Here is a 16,325-nt window from a genome sequence, read left to right as displayed (position 1 = left end):
GTAAGCCCGGCCCTTTCGTCTTTTGAGGATCTTGCCTTTGGACAAAAAATGAGGGCGGCCCGCTTGGATCGCCCTCGTCGCCCGATGAATTCAGATTTTCGCTACCCTCGCGCTTTGCGGTAGGAATCCTTGAGCGCTATGAGCTCCCCCGAGAAAGCGAAGATATCGCAGCCGTCGACTTCGATTTGCTGCCCCGCTGCCGTGGTGCCAACGAAGCGCCATGATGAAAGCCCGGTGTCGTCCGTCACGACGTGCCGTCCCCTGGTCCACGCGGCTTTCGGGAAAGCATCGAACAGCGCTGCATAGGCGGCACGCACGGCGTCACGCCCCATATGCCTGCGCCCTTCGGCATCGGGTCCAGCCGAGCCGTGGAAAGCGCAATTCTCAGCCATGCAGTCCATCAGCGCGCCCACGTCGCGGGCGTTCCAGGCCGCGAGGAAACGGTCGAGTACGGCGAGCCGCCTGGCTGCGAGGTCGCCGGTCTCAACGACCTCGACCTCCAGAAAGGCGAGTGGCGCATCGCCGGCGTTGATGACGTTATGGGCCACACCCGTCCGCCGCGAATAGGGCACCCCTTGGGTGAGAGCGGCTTGCGATTGCGCACCGTCCGGGCCTTCGAGATCGAGCTTGCCGTCCGTAAGCGGCACGATGACGTAGTCATGTCCATGGATGTGCCAGCCGGTCTCGGCCCCGGTGGCAAAGCGCCATTCGGTGACCCGGAAGCGTTCGTCGTCGATATGGACGACCGGTTCGGCTTTCATGCGGGTCATTCAAGTCCCTCCTTGGCAACCGCACCGGTCAGGCGCTCAAGCGTCCGGCCCATGCGCATCATGATTTCCTTCACATCGTCTTCGGTCGAGATCATCGGCGGGCAGAGCGCGAGCTGATCGCCGATGGCGCGGAAGATGAGGCCTTCCTCGTGGCCGATCCCTGCTGCGATACTCCCTGCGCGCCCAAACTTGGCGAAGGGGCGTTTCGTCGCCTTGTCCGCCACCAGCTCAACGGCGCCGATAAGACCGGTGCCCCGCGCTTCGCCGACAAGCGGGTGATCGGCAAATGAGCGAATGCCGGCCTGGAACGACGTCTCAAGGCGGGCCGCGTTTCCGATCAGGTCCCGCTCCTCGAAGATGGCGAGGTTTTCGAGACCCACTGCCGTCGCGACCGGATGGCCCGACGCCGTGAAGCCGTGGCCGAAATTGCCGATCGTGGCGGTGTTGTCGGCGATCGCCTGATAGATCGCATCGGAGAAAATGACGGCGGCAAGCGGCATATAAGACGACGTGATTTGCTTGGAGACCGTCATGATATCAGGCGTGAAGCCGTATTTCTGAGCGCCGAAGGGCGTACCAAGCCGCCCGAAACCACAGATCACCTCGTCTGCTATCAGAATGATATCATTTGCCCGGCAGATTTTCTCCACGCCTTCCCAGTACCCGACCGGCGGGGGCAGAACGCCGCCGGCTGCCATAAGCGGCTCTCCTATGAAGGCTGCGATGGTGTCAGCCCCTTCTTCCGCGATCACCGCTTCCAGCTCGGCGAGCAGACGCGCCGTGAAGGCGGCTTCGTCTTCGCCTTCCATGCTGAAGCGATAGAAGTGCGGGCAGGTCAGGTGGCGAACGGGAATCGCCGGCAGATCGAAGTCGCGGTGGTTGACCGGCAGGCCTGTCAGGCTGCCGGAGGCGACGGTGATGCCGTGATAGCCCTTGGTCCGTGCCAGGAATTTCTTCTTTTTTGGCCGGCCCAGCGCATTGTTCATGAACCACATCATCTTGACGATGGTGTCGTTGGCTTCCGAGCCCGACGACGTGAAGAAGACACGCGTCAGGTTTTCCGGCGTCATCTCCACGAGTTTCTCCGCGAGCCGGATGGATGGCTCATGCGCCTTGGAGGAGAAGGTGTGGTAGTAGGGCAGCTGCAGCATTTGCTGATAGGCAGCGTCCGCCAACCGCTTTTCCGAAAAGCCGACGCCCACCGACCACAGCCCGGCGAGCCCTTCGATGTATTCCTTGCCGCGTTCGTCATACACACGGATGCCGTCGCCGCGGCTGATGATCAGCGGCCCGGTTTCTTCGTGCTGACGCAGGTTGGTGTAGGGGTGCATGGTGGTGGCGATGTCGGCGGCGGCGAGAGAGTTGGAAAGCGCATCCATGGAAGTCCTCAGCGGCTTGGGGAAAATGGTTCGGGCAGTGCGTTCGACATAGTCCTCGATCCCGTGCGTGGAGCTTTCACGATTCGGGAGAATGAATCATGGGAGGCCGTTGGAATGGGTGTCGATGATCCGCCGCATCAGCGCGGCGACGTCGCGCGCATTCGGCGGATCGGAGTGGATGCAGACGGTGTCGAAGTCGACCGGGCGGATCGTGCCGTCTGTCGTGACGAGTTCGCGTCGGGTAAGCGCCCCCACCATGCGGTGCTCGGCAAGCGTCAGGTCGATGGCCGACTGGACGCGCGGGATGATCAGGCTCCCGCCGGGAGCGTAGGCAAGATCGGGAAAGAACTCGCCCACGAAGGCAACGCCGAGTTCGGCTGCCGCCGTCTCGTGACAGGTTCCCGCCATGCCGAAGAGAGGGACGCCGAACGGCTTGACCGCCGCGGCAATTGCCCGGGCAGTGTCCACGTCGTGCGCGGCCATGCCGTAAATGATGCCATGCGGCTTGACATGGCTGAGCTCCCCGCCCTCGGCGGCCAGCATCCCTGTCAGCGCACCGATTTGGTAGAGGAAGGCGGCTGTCAGTTCCTCCGGTTGAAGTTTCATTTCGCGTCGGCCGAACCCCTCACGATCGGGAAGGGAGGGATGCGCGCCGACCCGCTTGCCATACGAAAGCGCGAGCCGCACGGTCTTCAGCATCGTCCATGGATCGGAGGCGTGGAAGCCGCAGGCGATGTTGGCGCAATCGATATGAGGCATGATGCCGGCATCGTCGCCGAAGCGCCAGTTGCCGTAGCTTTCGCCCATGTCGCAGTTCAGGGTGACCATGGTTTGCTTGCCTCAGCCCAGAGTGTTCGACGCCCAGCCGGGGGCGATGTGCGGGAATTCCGGCGGTGGTTCGCGCTCATGCAGCAGTCGAAGCACGCGCGGCGGCGTCAGTGGCAGTTGCCGCACCGGCTTGCCGATGGCGCGTGCCACTGCGCAGCCGATCGCCGCGCCCACGGCCAGGATCGGGACCTCGCCCGCGCCCTTGGTGCCTAGAGGCCCCATCGAAGGTGCGCCCTCGTAGAGATCGGCGGCGACCGGAATCACGTCCTGCGCCAGCGGCAGGCGATAAGTCTCGAAATCGTCCTGCGCGATGCGTCCGTCGGCGGTGAGCGTCACCTCCTCATGCAACGCATAGCCCAGCCCCTGCACCACGCCGCCCTGTATCTGGCCCAGGATGGCGCGCGGGTTGAGCGCGCGGCCGACATCTTGAACCACGCGATAGGCCAGCACCTCGACATGGCCGGTGTCCGGATCAACCGCCACCTCGGCCTCGTGAACGACGAAGACGGGAATGTCGAGCGCATCGATGAAATGCCCCATCGCGCAGCCGGACATCGCCGGAGTGTTTCTGGCGGTAAAGGCTCCGCTTCCTGTGATCGGGCCAGTGGTCGCCTGCGCATGGGCGACGACAGCGGGGATCGACATGCCGGAACCGGGACGTCCCGTGATCTCGACACGACCGTCCCGCAGCACCAGGTCTTCCGGTCGGGTCTGCAGCATCTCGCCGGCGGTCCGCAGCAGCTTCTCCCGCACCTCCGCGCAGGCGGCCAAACTTGCGGCGCCGATGGACACGGTGGTTCGTCCGCCGCCAACACCCACATCGAGACCGGCGGCATCCGTATCGGCTTCGCGTACGATCACCTGGTCGGGAGCAAGGCCGAGCTGCCCGGCCACGATCTGCGGCAGGGATTGCACCATCGTGCCGGACCCGATCTCCACACCCGAGGTGACCAGCGTTGCGCTACCGTCGGCGTTCAAATTCACCGTCGCCGTCGAAGGCCCGACGAAAACGAACCATGTGCCGACCGTGGTCGCAATTCCATAGAGCCTGCCGTCGGCCTTCGCTTCTGATGTGCCGGTACTGGCACGCAACGCCTCCATGCGATCGAGCATCGGAACCAACACGTCGGCCTCGAAAACTTGGCCCGTGGCACCGAGATCGCCATCTCCCAGGACATTTTTCTTTCGGAACTCCATTGGGTCGAGGCCTAGCGCATCGCAGATTTCGTCAGTGTGTCGCTCCAGCGCGAAGGTGTTGTAGACGCCGTTGCAAGCTCGGAAAGCGCCGTTGGGTGGTGTGTTGGTGTACACGGCGCGGCTGACGAGCCGTGTTGCGCCAACCCTGTAATTGCCGGCCAGCGTGTGCGCCGTCATCGTCGTCAGAAAAACCTGTTCGCCTCCATATGCGCCGCAGTCCATCAGCACGACCGCCTCGCGCCCGGCGATGTATCCTTCGGCGGTGACTGCGGACCGAATGCGGATTTCCGCATTCTCGCGGCAGAGGCAGGTTGCCATCTCTTCCTGCCGGGTGTTTTCCAGGACCACCGTGCGCCCGGTCATCCGCGCCAGAAGTGCCGTGATCGGCTCGATGGACGCATCGAATTTCAGGCCGAACCCGCCGCCGACAGGCGGCACGGTGACCCGCACGCGCCCGGGCGCAAGCTGCATGACCCTTCCGGTGACGTTGCGCACGGTCCAAGGCACCTGCGTCGAGGTCTGGATGTGAGCACGCCCGTCCTCCCAGGAGCCGATGGCAACGCGCGGTTCGAAGGGCACATGGCTCTGCCGGCCGACGGTAAAGCTGCTTTCGACAATGCGTATGTCGGGACGGGCGAAGGCGGCATCGACGTCACCCCGGCTGGATTTTGCCTCCCATGCGATGTTGCCGGCACGTGCACCGCCCTCGGTGATCACCTCATAGCCGCGCCAGCCCTCGTGAACGAGACGGGCGGCGGGCTGGAGCGCTTCGGCCATGGTGGACACCGGTGCCAGCGGCTCGACCTCGAGCACGATGACCGCAAGCGCCGCCCGCGCCTGCTTCTCCGTTTCGGCGGCAACGACGGCGATTGGCTCGCCATGATAGCGGATGGTGTCGATGGCCAGAAGCGGATGGTCGGCAATGCCGATGCCGTAGAGCCCCGGCGCGTCGGCGCCGGTCGCCACCGCGCGCACACCAGGACAGCGAAGTGCCGCCGAAACATCGAGCTTGCGGATATGCCCCGCGGGAACGGGCGACCGCAGCAGCACGGCATGCAACATATCGGGGCGAACCCGGTCGTTGGTGTATTTCGTCCGCCCGCGCAGCTTGTCCTGCGCATCGCGGCGGGGAAGATTCATCACGGTGGCGGACAGCTCAGACATGGATGCCTCCCACCGACTGGCCAGCCTTCCGCGCTTGGTCGAGGCAGTCGGCCACGGCGTCGACGATCCGCTCATATCCGGTGCAGCGGCAGATGTTGCCGACCATCGCGGCCTTGATTTCGGGACGGCTCGCATGCGGATTGTCACGCACGAACGCCGAAAGGCTCATAACCATTCCCGGGAAACACATGCCGCATTGCACGGCATCGGCAGCCTCGAAATTGGCCTGGAGCGGGTGCAGCGCCTGGTTTCCGGAACTCAATCCCTCGATGGTCGTGACCGCGCATCCCTGGACCAAGCCAATCGGCTTCAGGCAGGACGGCACCGCTTCGTCGTCGACATGCACCGTGCATGCGCCGCAGAAGCCTTCGCGGCACACGGCTTTGGTCCCCGTCAGGAATCGTTCCCGACGCAGGATGTCGACGAGCGGTGTCATCGGATCGCCGTGAAAGCTGCAGTCCTCACCATTCAGCTGGAATGTCACGGTCATGCCAGGCCCCCGGTCTTGAGAAGTGCGGCAACACCGCGCTTGACCAGCGGCGGGAGAACCTGGCGCCGGTACCAGCCCTCCGCTTCCCTGCCGTCGCGGCCCTGAAAATCATTGTGCTCCAGTGCAAGCCCTGCAGCGCGTTCCGGATCGAGCGCGGAGGCCTGGCCTGCCCTCATGGCCTGTTCGAGCGTCGTCCAGCGCCGCGCTACCGGCTCCACCGAGCCGACGGCGATGCGACATCGCTTGTCCTTGTCCACCGCGAGCGAGACGATGGCGACCGGGTAGTCGCCGGCTTTTCGAAGCGGCAGGCGGATATGCGCGCTTGCGACAAGGTCGCGGCGCAGATGAATTCTCGTCACAATCGCTTCGGCCAGCAGCGCATGCCTGTCTTTGAGGAAATCCGAAATACCGAGGAGTTTTGGGCCTTCGAACGTCTCCAGCTCCACCGTCGCCTCACAGACGAGAAGCGCAGGGGCGAGATCCGCGGCGGCAAAGTCGAGGGCACAAAGGTTGCCGCCCACGGTGGCGACCCTTCGGATGCCGGGATTGGCCGCATTCTCCGCCGCGGCAACCAGACCTTCGAAGCCCGCTGCGCCGTGCAACGCGCGGCCAAGGACTGCGTGGGTAACGGCTGCGCCGATCACGACATGGTCCGGTTCGATTTCGACCTTGGACAAGGCCGGTATTCGGTGGAGGGCGACCACCGCCTCGGGAAGGTCGACCCCGCGCTGGGGATCACGCATCATCCAGGTGCCGCCGGCAAGCACCACCGCGCCTTGCCGGCGTGCGGCCATTGCCTCTTCAAGTGTGCTGGCTGCGGTGAACGATCGTTCCACGCTTGGTGCCATCTGTCATACCCCTCGGAAGCAGCCAACTTTTACGGCGCTGCAGCATTGTTGCTCCAGCTTTGGGCTCCTGTGAAATAGTAATTCTTTGAATATGGTATCGAAAAAACAGATAACTTAGGCATCCGCGAGGCCCGCAAGATTGCGGCGCGCTCGTTAGCGCTCAGGCCCAGTGAGCGACCGTCCGCTTCTCAAAGCTTTCACGGAATTGGGCGGTGGTTTTGGGGAGGAGCTCACCAGTCTCCCAGTCGAGGATCACGGCATAGTGCCGAACCGCATCGAGCGTATCGATCTCGCCGGAGCGGTATTTGCGCGCGACCTCCTCGGGATCCATGCGTGCCCAGCCCTTCCGTTTCGCCCGGATGTCGGCACGGCAGGCTTCGGTCGCCGTCTCGTCGATTTCGTACTGGCACAGGTCGCGGTCGATTTCGCGGATCACCACGCCGTAGTCAGTCCTGGCACGTTCCAGGGAAACGTAGTCGTCGATCACGTCCTCCATCACCTTGCGGGGCTCGCGCTGCAGTGGATCGCCGAAACCGCCGCCGCCGGCCGTCGGACGAGCGAACTGGTCGCCTGTGCGGACAGAGTAATCGGAGAATACGGAGCCGAGCCAGATCTCGGTCTCTTCTCCGGCGCGCTTCATGGTCAAGCCGTGGGGCATCGACGGCAGGCCTCCTTCGACACCCCAGACGACAGCACGCTCGCGGTCGCAAATATAGGACATGACGGCATTTTCAGCCTCAAGCAGCAACGAGGTCTTCTGCACGCCGACCCCGCCCCGCCATTTGCCGGGCCCGGCCGAATCCTGCTTGATCTGGAACTCGATCGTCCGAGTGGGATTGACCCGCTCGTTGCCTTCGTTGGGTTGCGACATCAGCCCGGTTCCGAAGCAGGCGGTGGTGACATCGGCACCATCCTTGCCGTTGCGCCCGCCCCAGCCGCCGGGCAGCCATTCGTAGAACATGAAGATCGGCTTTTCGGGTTTGCGCGCGTCCCGTCCCCCGGCCAGCAGATATTCGAGGTTGAAGGCGCAGGCGATAGCGCGTTCGGGCATGATCTTCGACCACATCTCGAAGATCGCGTTCATGATCTTTTCGAACGGCATCAGGAACCCGGTCACCGCCACCGGCCATTCCGCACTGACGATGCTGTTCTTCGGCGCGGTCACCTCGATCATCCGGTAAAACCCGCTGTTGAGCGGGAGGTCCGGGAAGAAGGTCTTCATACCCGCGACCACGGCCGAGAAGGTCGCGCCCGGCGCGGAATTGTACATCGAGGCGATGGTCGAATGGCTTCCCGTAAAATCGTAGTGGATCGTGTCGTCCTTGATCGTCATCTTGATGCGGATCGGGATCATGCCTTCGCCGGCGCCGAGATCCCGGTCAATGTAGTCGACCGTCTCCCAGGTGCCGTCTGGCAGCTCCGCGAGACGCTTTCGCACGGCACGTTCGACGTAGTCCTGGACCTCCTCCATACCGCGCATGACCTGGCCGCGCCCGTACTTCTTGACCAGCCGCAACAGCTCGCGCTCGGCGGCCTGCGTCGCCTGCGCCTGGGAATGGATGTCGCCAATGATCGATGCGGGATCGCGCGTGTTGGCCGCGATCATGTTGGCGACGTCGGAGCAGAAGCGGCCGCGCTGGAAAAGGCGCAGCGGCGTGATGCGCAGGCCTTCGCGGAACATGTCACGGGCGGTGACGTCGAAGGAACCCGGCACCGAGCCGCCAAGATCCGACCAGTGGCCGTTCGACTGTGAGAAGCCGATCAGCTTGTCTTCGTCGAAGATCGGCCGGACGAGCCGAACATCGCTGAAATGCGTACCGCCGGCATAGGGATCGTTGATTGCGTAGACGTCGCCAGGTGCCATTTCGCCTTCGAAGACCCGGATCACCTCCTTGCACGTGTTGTGCAGTGTGCCGACATGGACAGCGATGTCGTAGTTGCCCTGGGCAACGGAGTTGCCATCGGCGTCGTGCAGCGCGTTCGAAAAGTCTCGGTTGTAGATGACGAAGGAATAGCAGGTGCGAAGCATCTGTTCGGCCATCTGGTCGACGGTGGTGATGAAGGAGTTCTTCAGCACCTCGAACGTTACCGGATCGAGGCCAGGGCTCGTTTCAATCAGCTTTGTCATGTCTCAGCCTTTCGTCACGATGAGAATGTTCAGGAAGCCGTCGACGGTCGCGCTCATTCCCGGCGGGACCACGGTGGTGGAATCGAACTGTTCGACGATGGCGGGTCCTGCAAAGGCAGCGCCGGCGCTGAGTTGGTCGCGTTCATAGACAGCCGCGTCATGAGATACGCCGTCGAACCAGACGCCGCGGCGTCCGAGGGGCTCGGGCACATGAGGCAGGACTCCATGCCGCGGTATCTCGGCTTTCGGGACGATGCCGATCGCCTTGACCGCGATGCGGAAGATCGACACCGGCGCCTCTTCGCGGCGGTAGTTGAACTCGCGTTCGTGCTCGTTGTGGAACGCCTCGATAAGCGAGCAGATGCTCTCGATCTGCGTCGGCGCCGCCACCGCAAGCGAGCGCCACTGGCCCAGGTACATCATCTCGACCGTACGCTGCAGCGCCATGTCTTCCTGCGCCACGCCCTCATGGGCCAGACGCTCAACCGCCTGTTCTTCCATCAGAACAAAGGCTGTCTGCATCTCGGCGGGCGAGACAGTCGAAGCATCGGCCATGAAGCTTTCGGAGAAATCGTGTTGCACGTCGACGAGAAGGCAACCGAGCGCGGAGGTGACGCCGGGATTGGGCGGCACGATCACGGTTGGAATCGACAGCTCCTTGGCCACGGCCGCTCCGTGCAAAGCGCCAGCACCGCCGAATGCGACCAGTGCAAAGTCGCGCGGGTCATAGCCCCGGCTGATGGAGAGAAGCCGGACGGCATTGCCCATATTGGCGTTGGCGACGGCGATGATCGCCTCGGCCGCCTGGTGGAGTTCCATGCCGAAAGGTTCTGCCACCGTCTCCTGAACCGCCTGGGTGGCCAGAGCGGGGTCGAGCGTGATCTTGCCGCCCGCAAGGCTGGTGCCGAGACGGCCGAGCACGACATTGGCATCGGTATTGGTGGCAATGCGGTTGCCATTCTTGTAGCAGGCCGGACCTGGAAAGGCGCCAGCGGATTGCGGTCCGTTGCGCAAGCTGCCGCCCTCGTCCTGCCATGCCAACGACCCGCCGCCCGCACCGATGGTCAGCACCTCGATGGAGGGGAAGCGTATCGGATATCCGAATTCGATGTACCAGTCTTTTGTGATGCGCGACTCCCCGTTCCAGGCCAGCGAGACGTCGGTGCTGGTACCGCCCATGTCGAAGCCGATCGAGTTCGGGAAGCCACAGAGATTTCCGATGAAGCGGCTTGCGATCGCGCCGGCGGCGATGCCGGATCCCGCGAGCCGGGCCGAGAAATCCTTGACGCTCGCGGGCGTCATGACCCCGCCACCGCTGTGCAGCAACAGGAGATCTCGTTTGTATCCGGCGGCCGCGAGCTTTTCTCCAAGACGCGACACGTAATCGACGACAACCGGGGCACAGACGGCGTTCGCCATGGTGGTGGAAAAACGTTCGTGCTCGAAGATTTCTGGCATCACCTCCGAGGAGATCGAGACCGGCAGATCCGGCATTGCCTCCTTCAGGATCTCACGCATGCGGCGCTCGTTGGCGCCGTTGACATAGGAGTTCATGAAGCAGACGGCGATCGACTTGACCTGTCGTTTCCTGAGAATTTCGGCGACACGGCGCGCGGCCTCTTCGTCCAACGCTTCCAGGATCGTGCCCTCGGCACTGACCCGTTCCCGAACGGTCAGCCGGTCGCGGCGCGGGATATAGGGCTTGGCGACATCCTTGTAGGTGTCCCAGAGATCTTCCTTGTTGGCGCGGCGGATCTCTACAACGTCACGAAAACCCTCGCTGCAGACCATTGCGGTGCGCGGCAGGCGGCGGGTGATCAGCGCATTGGTGGCGACCGTCGTACCGTGAGAGAACATCGTCACCTCCGAAAGATCGATGCGCCCCTGCTCCACGCCATTCATGATGGCCTGCATGGGATTGTCAGGCGTGGAGGCGGTCTTTTCGATGCGGATCGCTCCGCTATCTTCGTCCATGATGCAGATGTCGGTGAAGGTCCCTCCGACATCGACGGCAACTCTGATTCGGCTCATGACAGTTCCTTCGCAAGGTCTTGCGGGCAAAGCCCCGCCTTCGTCGCCCCTTGCCGGGGAGACGTCGCAATGAATGGTGGAATTGGCCCGGATTTCGTCGGGTCTAGTGGCGCTCTCGCGAGGCCGAAGAGCCGCCTGCCCGGTTCGCTGCTTCGCGACGGGTATCCGTCGGTGCGCAGCCGAACCGGGTCCGGTAGTGCTTGCAGAACTGGGACTGGTCGGCGAAGCCCCAACGGTAAGCGATCTCGGCTACGCTGCTGATGTTGGTCACCGACATCAGCTCCTCGGCGCAAAGTTCAAGCCGGGCGTCGCGGATGAAGCCGTTGATGGACTGGTTGCTGTCCTGAAAAAGAACCTGCAGGTAACGCAGGGAGATGCCGCAGGCATCAGCCACCGCCTGCGGGCCGAGGTCGGAATTCTTCAGGTTGTCGCGAATATACTGCTCGGCGCGATGCAAATGGCCGGCCCGGATCGACGAGATGCTGCTGTCAAGCACGCGATCGTCACTCACGATCGACAGGCACAGCATTTCCAGGATGTGCCTGCCCATCATCTCGCGAGCGACTTCAGTGATCTCATCGACATGGCCGATCGTGGTTCGCACAGTGTCGAGGAAGAGCGCGGCGACGCCTTGCGTTGCGTCGAAACTGAGCGCACTGAGCCGTTCGGCAGACCCGATCCGCGCCCGAACGCTCGATGACGGCACCTTCAGGACCCACAGCGCGTTTGGCTTGCCGTGCCAGAATTCGTAAGGCGCATCTCCCCTCTCAACGAGGAAGCCCCCCGGACTGCAACTGACGGTTCTCGAACCTTGCGAAAAGTTCACCTCCGACATCTCCGGGATGGTGATGAGCAGGCTGGCGTCACGCTCGTTGAGGAAGTGGCGGCGATGGCGGCGATAGCTCACGGCATCGCAGCGCATTTTAGACACGCTGACGAGCCCGAGAGAGAAGGTTTCCAGCGTGCCTGAAAACTCGCGACGGTTCCGATACTCGGTGTCGAGCGGAAAATAGGCTTCAGTAACAGCGGCTTGCCAGGCATCACCGCCTGCGGGACCGCCGATCGTATCGACGACGTATTTCATTCCCCGACCTTTCTGGTTGGCCCGGTTAGCCCGGTGTTTTTCTGAAGATTACAGGAATCCGCCCGCGCGTATTGGTCAAAAACGAATAAACTTATGTGGTCGGTTGGCCCAGACCGGAGCTCGCGACGGTTGCGGTTGTCGTCACGGCTGTTGGAGTGCAGCCGGAAGTTCGAGGACATCGGTCGCTGCGACGAGGTCACCAGGATCAGCTGTCGGGTAATCGGCGGGTCGAATGGCCAGACCTCGATGCGGCCAGCCTCAACAAGAAGATGGACGCGCCTTTGTCGGTTAATCTCGTGTCCTACAAAGCCAGGAGTGGAACTCATGTCATCCCGAGCCGAGGGATTTAAAATCGCTCTGTCCCACAGTGGAGATGCCAGAGCGCAGGCCGCCGCAGCGCTCTATCAATACAACATCGCACAGACCGGGATCGACGACCGAGCTGCTATTGGAGCGGAGCTTTGCGACCAGTCAGGAAAAACCTGGGGCGGGCTTTGGGGCAGAACGGAACTCGGGCTCCTGTTTCTCGATATGTTTTTCCTGCCTGAGCAGTTGCGTGGCCAATCCTTTGGCTCACAACTTCTCGGGACGATCGAGCAAGAAGCCATCCGGCGTGGCTGTAAGAAGGCCGTCGTGGAGACGAGTAGTTTCCAGGCACCGCTATTCTACATGCGCCATGGTTTCGAGGAATTTGGCAAAGTCGAATTCCGGATTCCTGGATATGCCCGCATCTTCCTTCGGAAAAATCTGCTGTGAGTTGCCAAGGCTGATCCAACGCCAGTTGGCGACGCGCATGCTCGACGGCTAAATTCTTGAGCGCCACAGCCTCGTGTGAACCGACTCAAGCCGTGGATATTGCTGCTCGGGAACAAATCGGCGGCGGCAGAAGTTTGGCATCCGCTACGAGGGACCGCATGGCGAGCAAGTGGCCGGGGGCCGCCCCGGCGCACGCAAGCTTCAGTGTCGCCGCGCTCACAAATGCAAGTCTGCCGGGACGTGGTTGAAAGGGAGATATCATGGCCAATGTTTCAAATCCCACGCCTGCCACAACCAGAGGCGAAGTTCAGGCAGGAGCAACGCAGGATAAAACGCCGGGGTTCGATCCCTCCATTGCCCCGCTTGAGACAGACGCAGAGGCTGCGGGAACACAAAATCCGGTCGCTGAGACAAATCCGCCGCAGGCTCGCCCAAAATTCGAAAACGATGCCAGCTTTGCCAATGCCATGCGCCCAATCGAAGGCGAGCCGGAGTTGCGGCCTGGCGGCAACTGGCCGGTGTTGGTGATTGCAGCTGTCGTTTTGACAGCAGCCGTGGTTTTCCTGGCGGCAAGCATGCTGCGCTGAGAATGTCTGGCAATCCCAGCACCCACAACCTATTCCTGGATATCTGGGGCGCCCTTCATGCCTGAGAGTTCGGTCATTGGGCACAGCAGCCGCGGTCGCGCAGGATCGGAGATGTCGAGCTTGTCCCAAGGGATGCGGTATAGACCGTCGCGGCGGCGCAATCGGAAAAGATCCAGCACCGCCACGCCTATGGCCGAGGCCGAAAGACGCTCGAAAGCGGCGTAGACCCCGACATGGAATTCGGTGACGACGAAATCGTCACCGTCCCGTTCGGCGCGGATCTCCTCGATATAGCCGACATTTTTGCCGCGTTGCGAGAGTACGCGTCGCCCAGCCAGATGCTCGAGATTGACCGTGGTCATCATCAAGCTCCCGGAATGCGCCCGATGACATGGTCGCGCAACCAGTCCTGCCAGACGAAGATCGACGTTTCTCGCACGTCGATGTCGAACTCGATATCGACGCCGATATCTTTCACCTTGTGCCAGGCGACCCGATGGGGCTGGCCATGCTGCTTGCCACCCAGCTTGACCGCGAGCCGCGCCATCCAGCGCCCAGGCCGTGCGCCGAGGCGACGCGCCAGGGTGATGGAGCCGAGCTCGATCGCAATGATCCGAGGCGGCTTGCCAGGCCGCAACTCCGCCACCAACCCGTCGACCTTGCCGATCTTGACCTGCTCGCGATCGACCACCTGCTTGTCCAGGAGATCACGCAGTAACTTCATCATGTACCTCCGAATATCTGCAGCGGGATGGTCACCGCGGCCAGTACAAAGCCAAGCGCGATGATGAAGATGACCGCGGCATTCGAGATAATGCCGTTGCGATGCTCACCGACATAGCGTTCGTCGTTCAGCAGAAACAGGAATGGAACCACCGTCAGCGGCAGGCTGGCTGCCGTCAGCGCCATGGAAAAGATGGTGAGCTTCAGCGGATCGAGACCAAGCGCGATGGGAATAGCCGCCAAAAGCAATGATATCGTGTAGGTGGCACTGAAACCCGGATCGTCGCGCGGCTTGCGATCCTCGCCCCAATTCCAGCCGAAACCCTGGGCTACAAGATAGGCCTGTTGCAACCCGACCTCTAGTGCGGCGCCGAAGCAGGCGATGGCGAGAGAAGCAACAAACAGCACGAAGCCCCAGAAGCCGAATATGGGGATCAGCATCAACGGCAATTGGTGATAGTCGTCCACCTGGGTGACGCCATGCGTGGCGAGCACGAGAGCGGCCACGATCAACACGCCGATCGAGATGGTGCCCCCGAAGGTCATGCCCAACCCCGCTATGGCCCGATTGGCTCCGAGATAGCTTTTGTCCCACCGGTCCTCGATGGCCCCCGAGGAATAGAACATGAAGAGATAGGGCGATATCGAAGCGCCGAGAATGCTGACCGCCATGAACCAGTAATTGGCGGCATCGTGAACTGGCAACGAAGGCACAGCGCCCCTTGCGACTGCCGTCCAATCGGGCCTCAGCATCACCGCTCCGACGACGAAACACAGCGTCACCAGACCGAGAATCGATACGCCCTTCTCGATGAAGCCGAACGTGCCTTTCCAGAGCAGCAGCCATGCCAGCAAAGCCACCGGCAGTGCCCACCACTGGAAGCCTATGCCGGTGGCAAATTCGAGCGCGATGGCAACGCCGCCGATCTCGGCGGACAGCACCAGGAAATTGACCAGCAGGGCGGCAAGCAACGGCCATAGAAAGACGTTGAAGCCGAATCTCTCACGGATGCCGTCGGAGATCGTGTGATGGCTCACAGCCGCGAACCGGCCGGACATTTCGACAAGGAAGATTATGCAGATGGTGCCGAGCACCACCGCCCAGATCAATTGGAAGCCAAACATAGCGCCTGCCTGCGCCGCCGTCGCCATGGACCCAACTTCAAGGAAGCCGCCGACGCTGGTGACGACGCCGAGGGATATTTCCATGAGCTTCTTCATGGCTTCGGCGCGAAATACTTGGCGTAGGCGGTAGCGAGCGAACGCGATGCCAGCCGTAGATCCTGTTGCGCGCTCTGGACTTCCGGCCGGTCATCTGCCCGCAATCCGGCCTCGGCACGCGCCACCGCGACCGACAAATCGTTGACTGCTTTTGTAAGGGAAGCTTGCTCGGTGGGTTCACTGGTTTCGGCGGACCGGATTTGCGCCCCAACATCTGCAAGCGTCTGCCCGATCGATTGCAGCGTATCCATCGTGTATGCAGTCGGCGCCGCCCCTGCCGCCCAGGCGTCCAGCGCCATCAACACGGTCTGCGATGCGGAGGCCGCAGTTTGTGATTGCTGCTCGATCTGATCGGAAGATGAGCATGCCGACAACATCAGCAAAAGCAGGCACAAACAGTCGAGCCTGAGATAGCGGCCTCTGACGATCAAATCCGGCGTTTGGTGCGCCACAGAATAGTCTCCCCGACCCAACAAACCACCGGCGTGAATCTGATCTAGAGCGCTCGTCGGGTCCGTCAACAACCGCGGCTCCCGATCCGCGCACGAGGCGGTCTAAATCGGGTTTCGATTCTTGCTGAAGGTCAGTCGGGGCGATCCCCGCTGGAAGCGTCTGGGATTCTGTATTCGTGAACGAGGCCGAGAACCTGACTTCTGACGGTGTCGCGCGCGTCGGGCTGTATGAAAGACATCAGCCGTTCGACCGCTTCCACGACTGCTTCCGGCAGATCCGAAACCGGGTCGGTGAGTTCGCTGCCATGCTCGTACATATTGTCCGTCAGCTTCTTGTCGAGGTCGGAAAGGATGCCCATCATCCACGCTCCAGATCGGTGCTGTGTTGATCTCAGTCGGCAGCGTCACCGCGAGGTCGCCCTCTTCTGTTGCTGCCGGCCGTCGATCACTGTTGCCCCGGCATTTCGGTGTTTTCCCTGGGATTTTTCTGGACGCCCGCAGCCGGGGCGGTATCCGCCGGGGCATTGCCGCCCTGGTTCTGCTCCGGCGCGCGTTTCAGCGGCGAGGTCTGCCAGCCCATATCAACGTAGAAAAAGCCGACGACGAAACCGACAATGATGACCGCCGCTATGACCAGCGAGATTATTGCGTTGCGTCGCGCCATAGG

The 16,325-nt window shown here is 62.3% G+C and carries 17 protein-coding genes; 2 read left to right on the top strand and 15 right to left on the bottom strand.

From position 1 onward, the window contains the following. Positions 1–101: 101 nt before the first annotated feature. The 9 genes from EOA16_RS33465 to EOA16_RS01510 form a co-directional block, all read right to left on the bottom strand. Positions 102–770: a nuclear transport factor 2 family protein gene (locus EOA16_RS33465; protein WP_127255026.1), complete on the bottom strand. Its 669-nt coding sequence runs from the start codon at positions 768–770 to the stop codon at positions 102–104. After that, positions 767–2,149 (bottom strand): aspartate aminotransferase family protein, encoded by a 1,383-nt coding sequence (locus tag EOA16_RS01545; protein ID WP_127255025.1) that lies wholly within the window; start codon positions 2,147–2,149, stop codon positions 767–769. The genes EOA16_RS33465 and EOA16_RS01545 overlap by 4 nt, the downstream gene beginning before the upstream one ends. Before the next feature lie 96 nt (positions 2,150–2,245). Continuing rightward, positions 2,246–2,977, bottom strand: a complete 732-nt coding sequence (locus EOA16_RS01540) for a LamB/YcsF family protein (protein ID WP_127255024.1) — start codon at positions 2,975–2,977, stop codon at positions 2,246–2,248. Positions 2,978–2,989: 12 nt separating this feature from the next. Then, the gene (locus EOA16_RS01535; protein WP_127255023.1) at positions 2,990–5,338 is read right to left on the bottom strand and encodes a xanthine dehydrogenase family protein molybdopterin-binding subunit; all 2,349 of its coding nucleotides are present in this window, start codon (positions 5,336–5,338) and stop codon (positions 2,990–2,992) included. Further along, positions 5,331–5,828: a (2Fe-2S)-binding protein gene (locus EOA16_RS01530; RefSeq protein WP_127255022.1), complete on the bottom strand. Its 498-nt coding sequence runs from the start codon at positions 5,826–5,828 to the stop codon at positions 5,331–5,333. The genes EOA16_RS01535 and EOA16_RS01530 overlap by 8 nt, the downstream gene beginning before the upstream one ends. Continuing rightward, positions 5,825–6,676: an FAD binding domain-containing protein gene (locus tag EOA16_RS01525; RefSeq protein ID WP_127255021.1), complete on the bottom strand. Its 852-nt coding sequence runs from the start codon at positions 6,674–6,676 to the stop codon at positions 5,825–5,827. The genes EOA16_RS01530 and EOA16_RS01525 overlap by 4 nt, the downstream gene beginning before the upstream one ends. A gap of 160 nt (positions 6,677–6,836) precedes the next feature. Continuing rightward, positions 6,837–8,804, bottom strand: coding sequence for a hydantoinase B/oxoprolinase family protein (locus EOA16_RS01520; RefSeq protein ID WP_127255020.1), 1,968 nt, complete (start codon positions 8,802–8,804; stop codon positions 6,837–6,839). 3 nt (positions 8,805–8,807) lie between these two features. Next, positions 8,808–10,835 carry a hydantoinase/oxoprolinase family protein gene (locus tag EOA16_RS01515; protein ID WP_127255019.1) on the bottom strand — a complete coding sequence of 676 codons (2,028 nt, stop codon included), beginning with the start codon at positions 10,833–10,835 and terminating at the stop codon, positions 8,808–8,810. Positions 10,836–10,938: 103 nt separating this feature from the next. Continuing rightward, positions 10,939–11,919 carry a helix-turn-helix domain-containing protein gene (locus EOA16_RS01510; RefSeq protein WP_127255018.1) on the bottom strand — a complete coding sequence of 327 codons (981 nt, stop codon included), beginning with the start codon at positions 11,917–11,919 and terminating at the stop codon, positions 10,939–10,941. Between the two features lie 324 nt (positions 11,920–12,243). Here EOA16_RS01510 and EOA16_RS01505 point away from each other — a divergent pair, with 324 nt between their 5' ends. Together EOA16_RS01505 and EOA16_RS01500 are read left to right on the top strand one after the other, a co-directional pair. Beyond that, positions 12,244–12,675: a GNAT family N-acetyltransferase gene (locus tag EOA16_RS01505; protein WP_127255017.1), complete on the top strand. Its 432-nt coding sequence runs from the start codon at positions 12,244–12,246 to the stop codon at positions 12,673–12,675. A gap of 260 nt (positions 12,676–12,935) precedes the next feature. Next, complete coding sequence (locus tag EOA16_RS01500; protein ID WP_127255016.1) at positions 12,936–13,262, top strand: hypothetical protein; 327 nt, start codon at positions 12,936–12,938, stop codon at positions 13,260–13,262. A gap of 29 nt (positions 13,263–13,291) precedes the next feature. Here the strand turns inward: EOA16_RS01500 and EOA16_RS01495 are convergent, their stop codons facing one another. The 6 genes from EOA16_RS01495 to EOA16_RS01470 form a co-directional block, all read right to left on the bottom strand. Continuing rightward, positions 13,292–13,624, bottom strand: coding sequence for a hypothetical protein (locus EOA16_RS01495; RefSeq protein ID WP_127255015.1), 333 nt, complete (start codon positions 13,622–13,624; stop codon positions 13,292–13,294). Positions 13,625–13,626: 2 nt separating this feature from the next. Beyond that, positions 13,627–13,986 carry a hypothetical protein gene (locus EOA16_RS01490; RefSeq protein ID WP_127255014.1) on the bottom strand — a complete coding sequence of 120 codons (360 nt, stop codon included), beginning with the start codon at positions 13,984–13,986 and terminating at the stop codon, positions 13,627–13,629. After that, positions 13,986–15,206: a divalent metal cation transporter gene (locus tag EOA16_RS01485; protein WP_127255013.1), complete on the bottom strand. Its 1,221-nt coding sequence runs from the start codon at positions 15,204–15,206 to the stop codon at positions 13,986–13,988. Before EOA16_RS01485 ends, EOA16_RS01490 begins: the two co-directional genes overlap by 1 nt. Next, entirely contained in the window at positions 15,203–15,658 is a 456-nt protein-coding gene (locus EOA16_RS01480; protein ID WP_127255012.1) for a hypothetical protein, read from the bottom strand. The genes EOA16_RS01485 and EOA16_RS01480 overlap by 4 nt, the downstream gene beginning before the upstream one ends. Before the next feature lie 131 nt (positions 15,659–15,789). After that, entirely contained in the window at positions 15,790–16,017 is a 228-nt protein-coding gene (locus EOA16_RS01475) for a hypothetical protein (RefSeq protein WP_245455825.1), read from the bottom strand. A gap of 86 nt (positions 16,018–16,103) precedes the next feature. Beyond that, positions 16,104–16,322 carry a hypothetical protein gene (locus tag EOA16_RS01470; protein WP_127255010.1) on the bottom strand — a complete coding sequence of 73 codons (219 nt, stop codon included), beginning with the start codon at positions 16,320–16,322 and terminating at the stop codon, positions 16,104–16,106. Positions 16,323–16,325 lie beyond the last annotated feature (3 nt).

Source organism: Mesorhizobium sp. M7A.F.Ca.US.008.03.1.1, assembly GCF_003997495.1.
GTDB lineage: Bacteria > Pseudomonadota > Alphaproteobacteria > Rhizobiales > Rhizobiaceae > Mesorhizobium.
The sequence above is the reverse complement of the archived record's forward strand: the minus strand, read 5'-3'. Positions and strand labels throughout refer to the sequence as shown.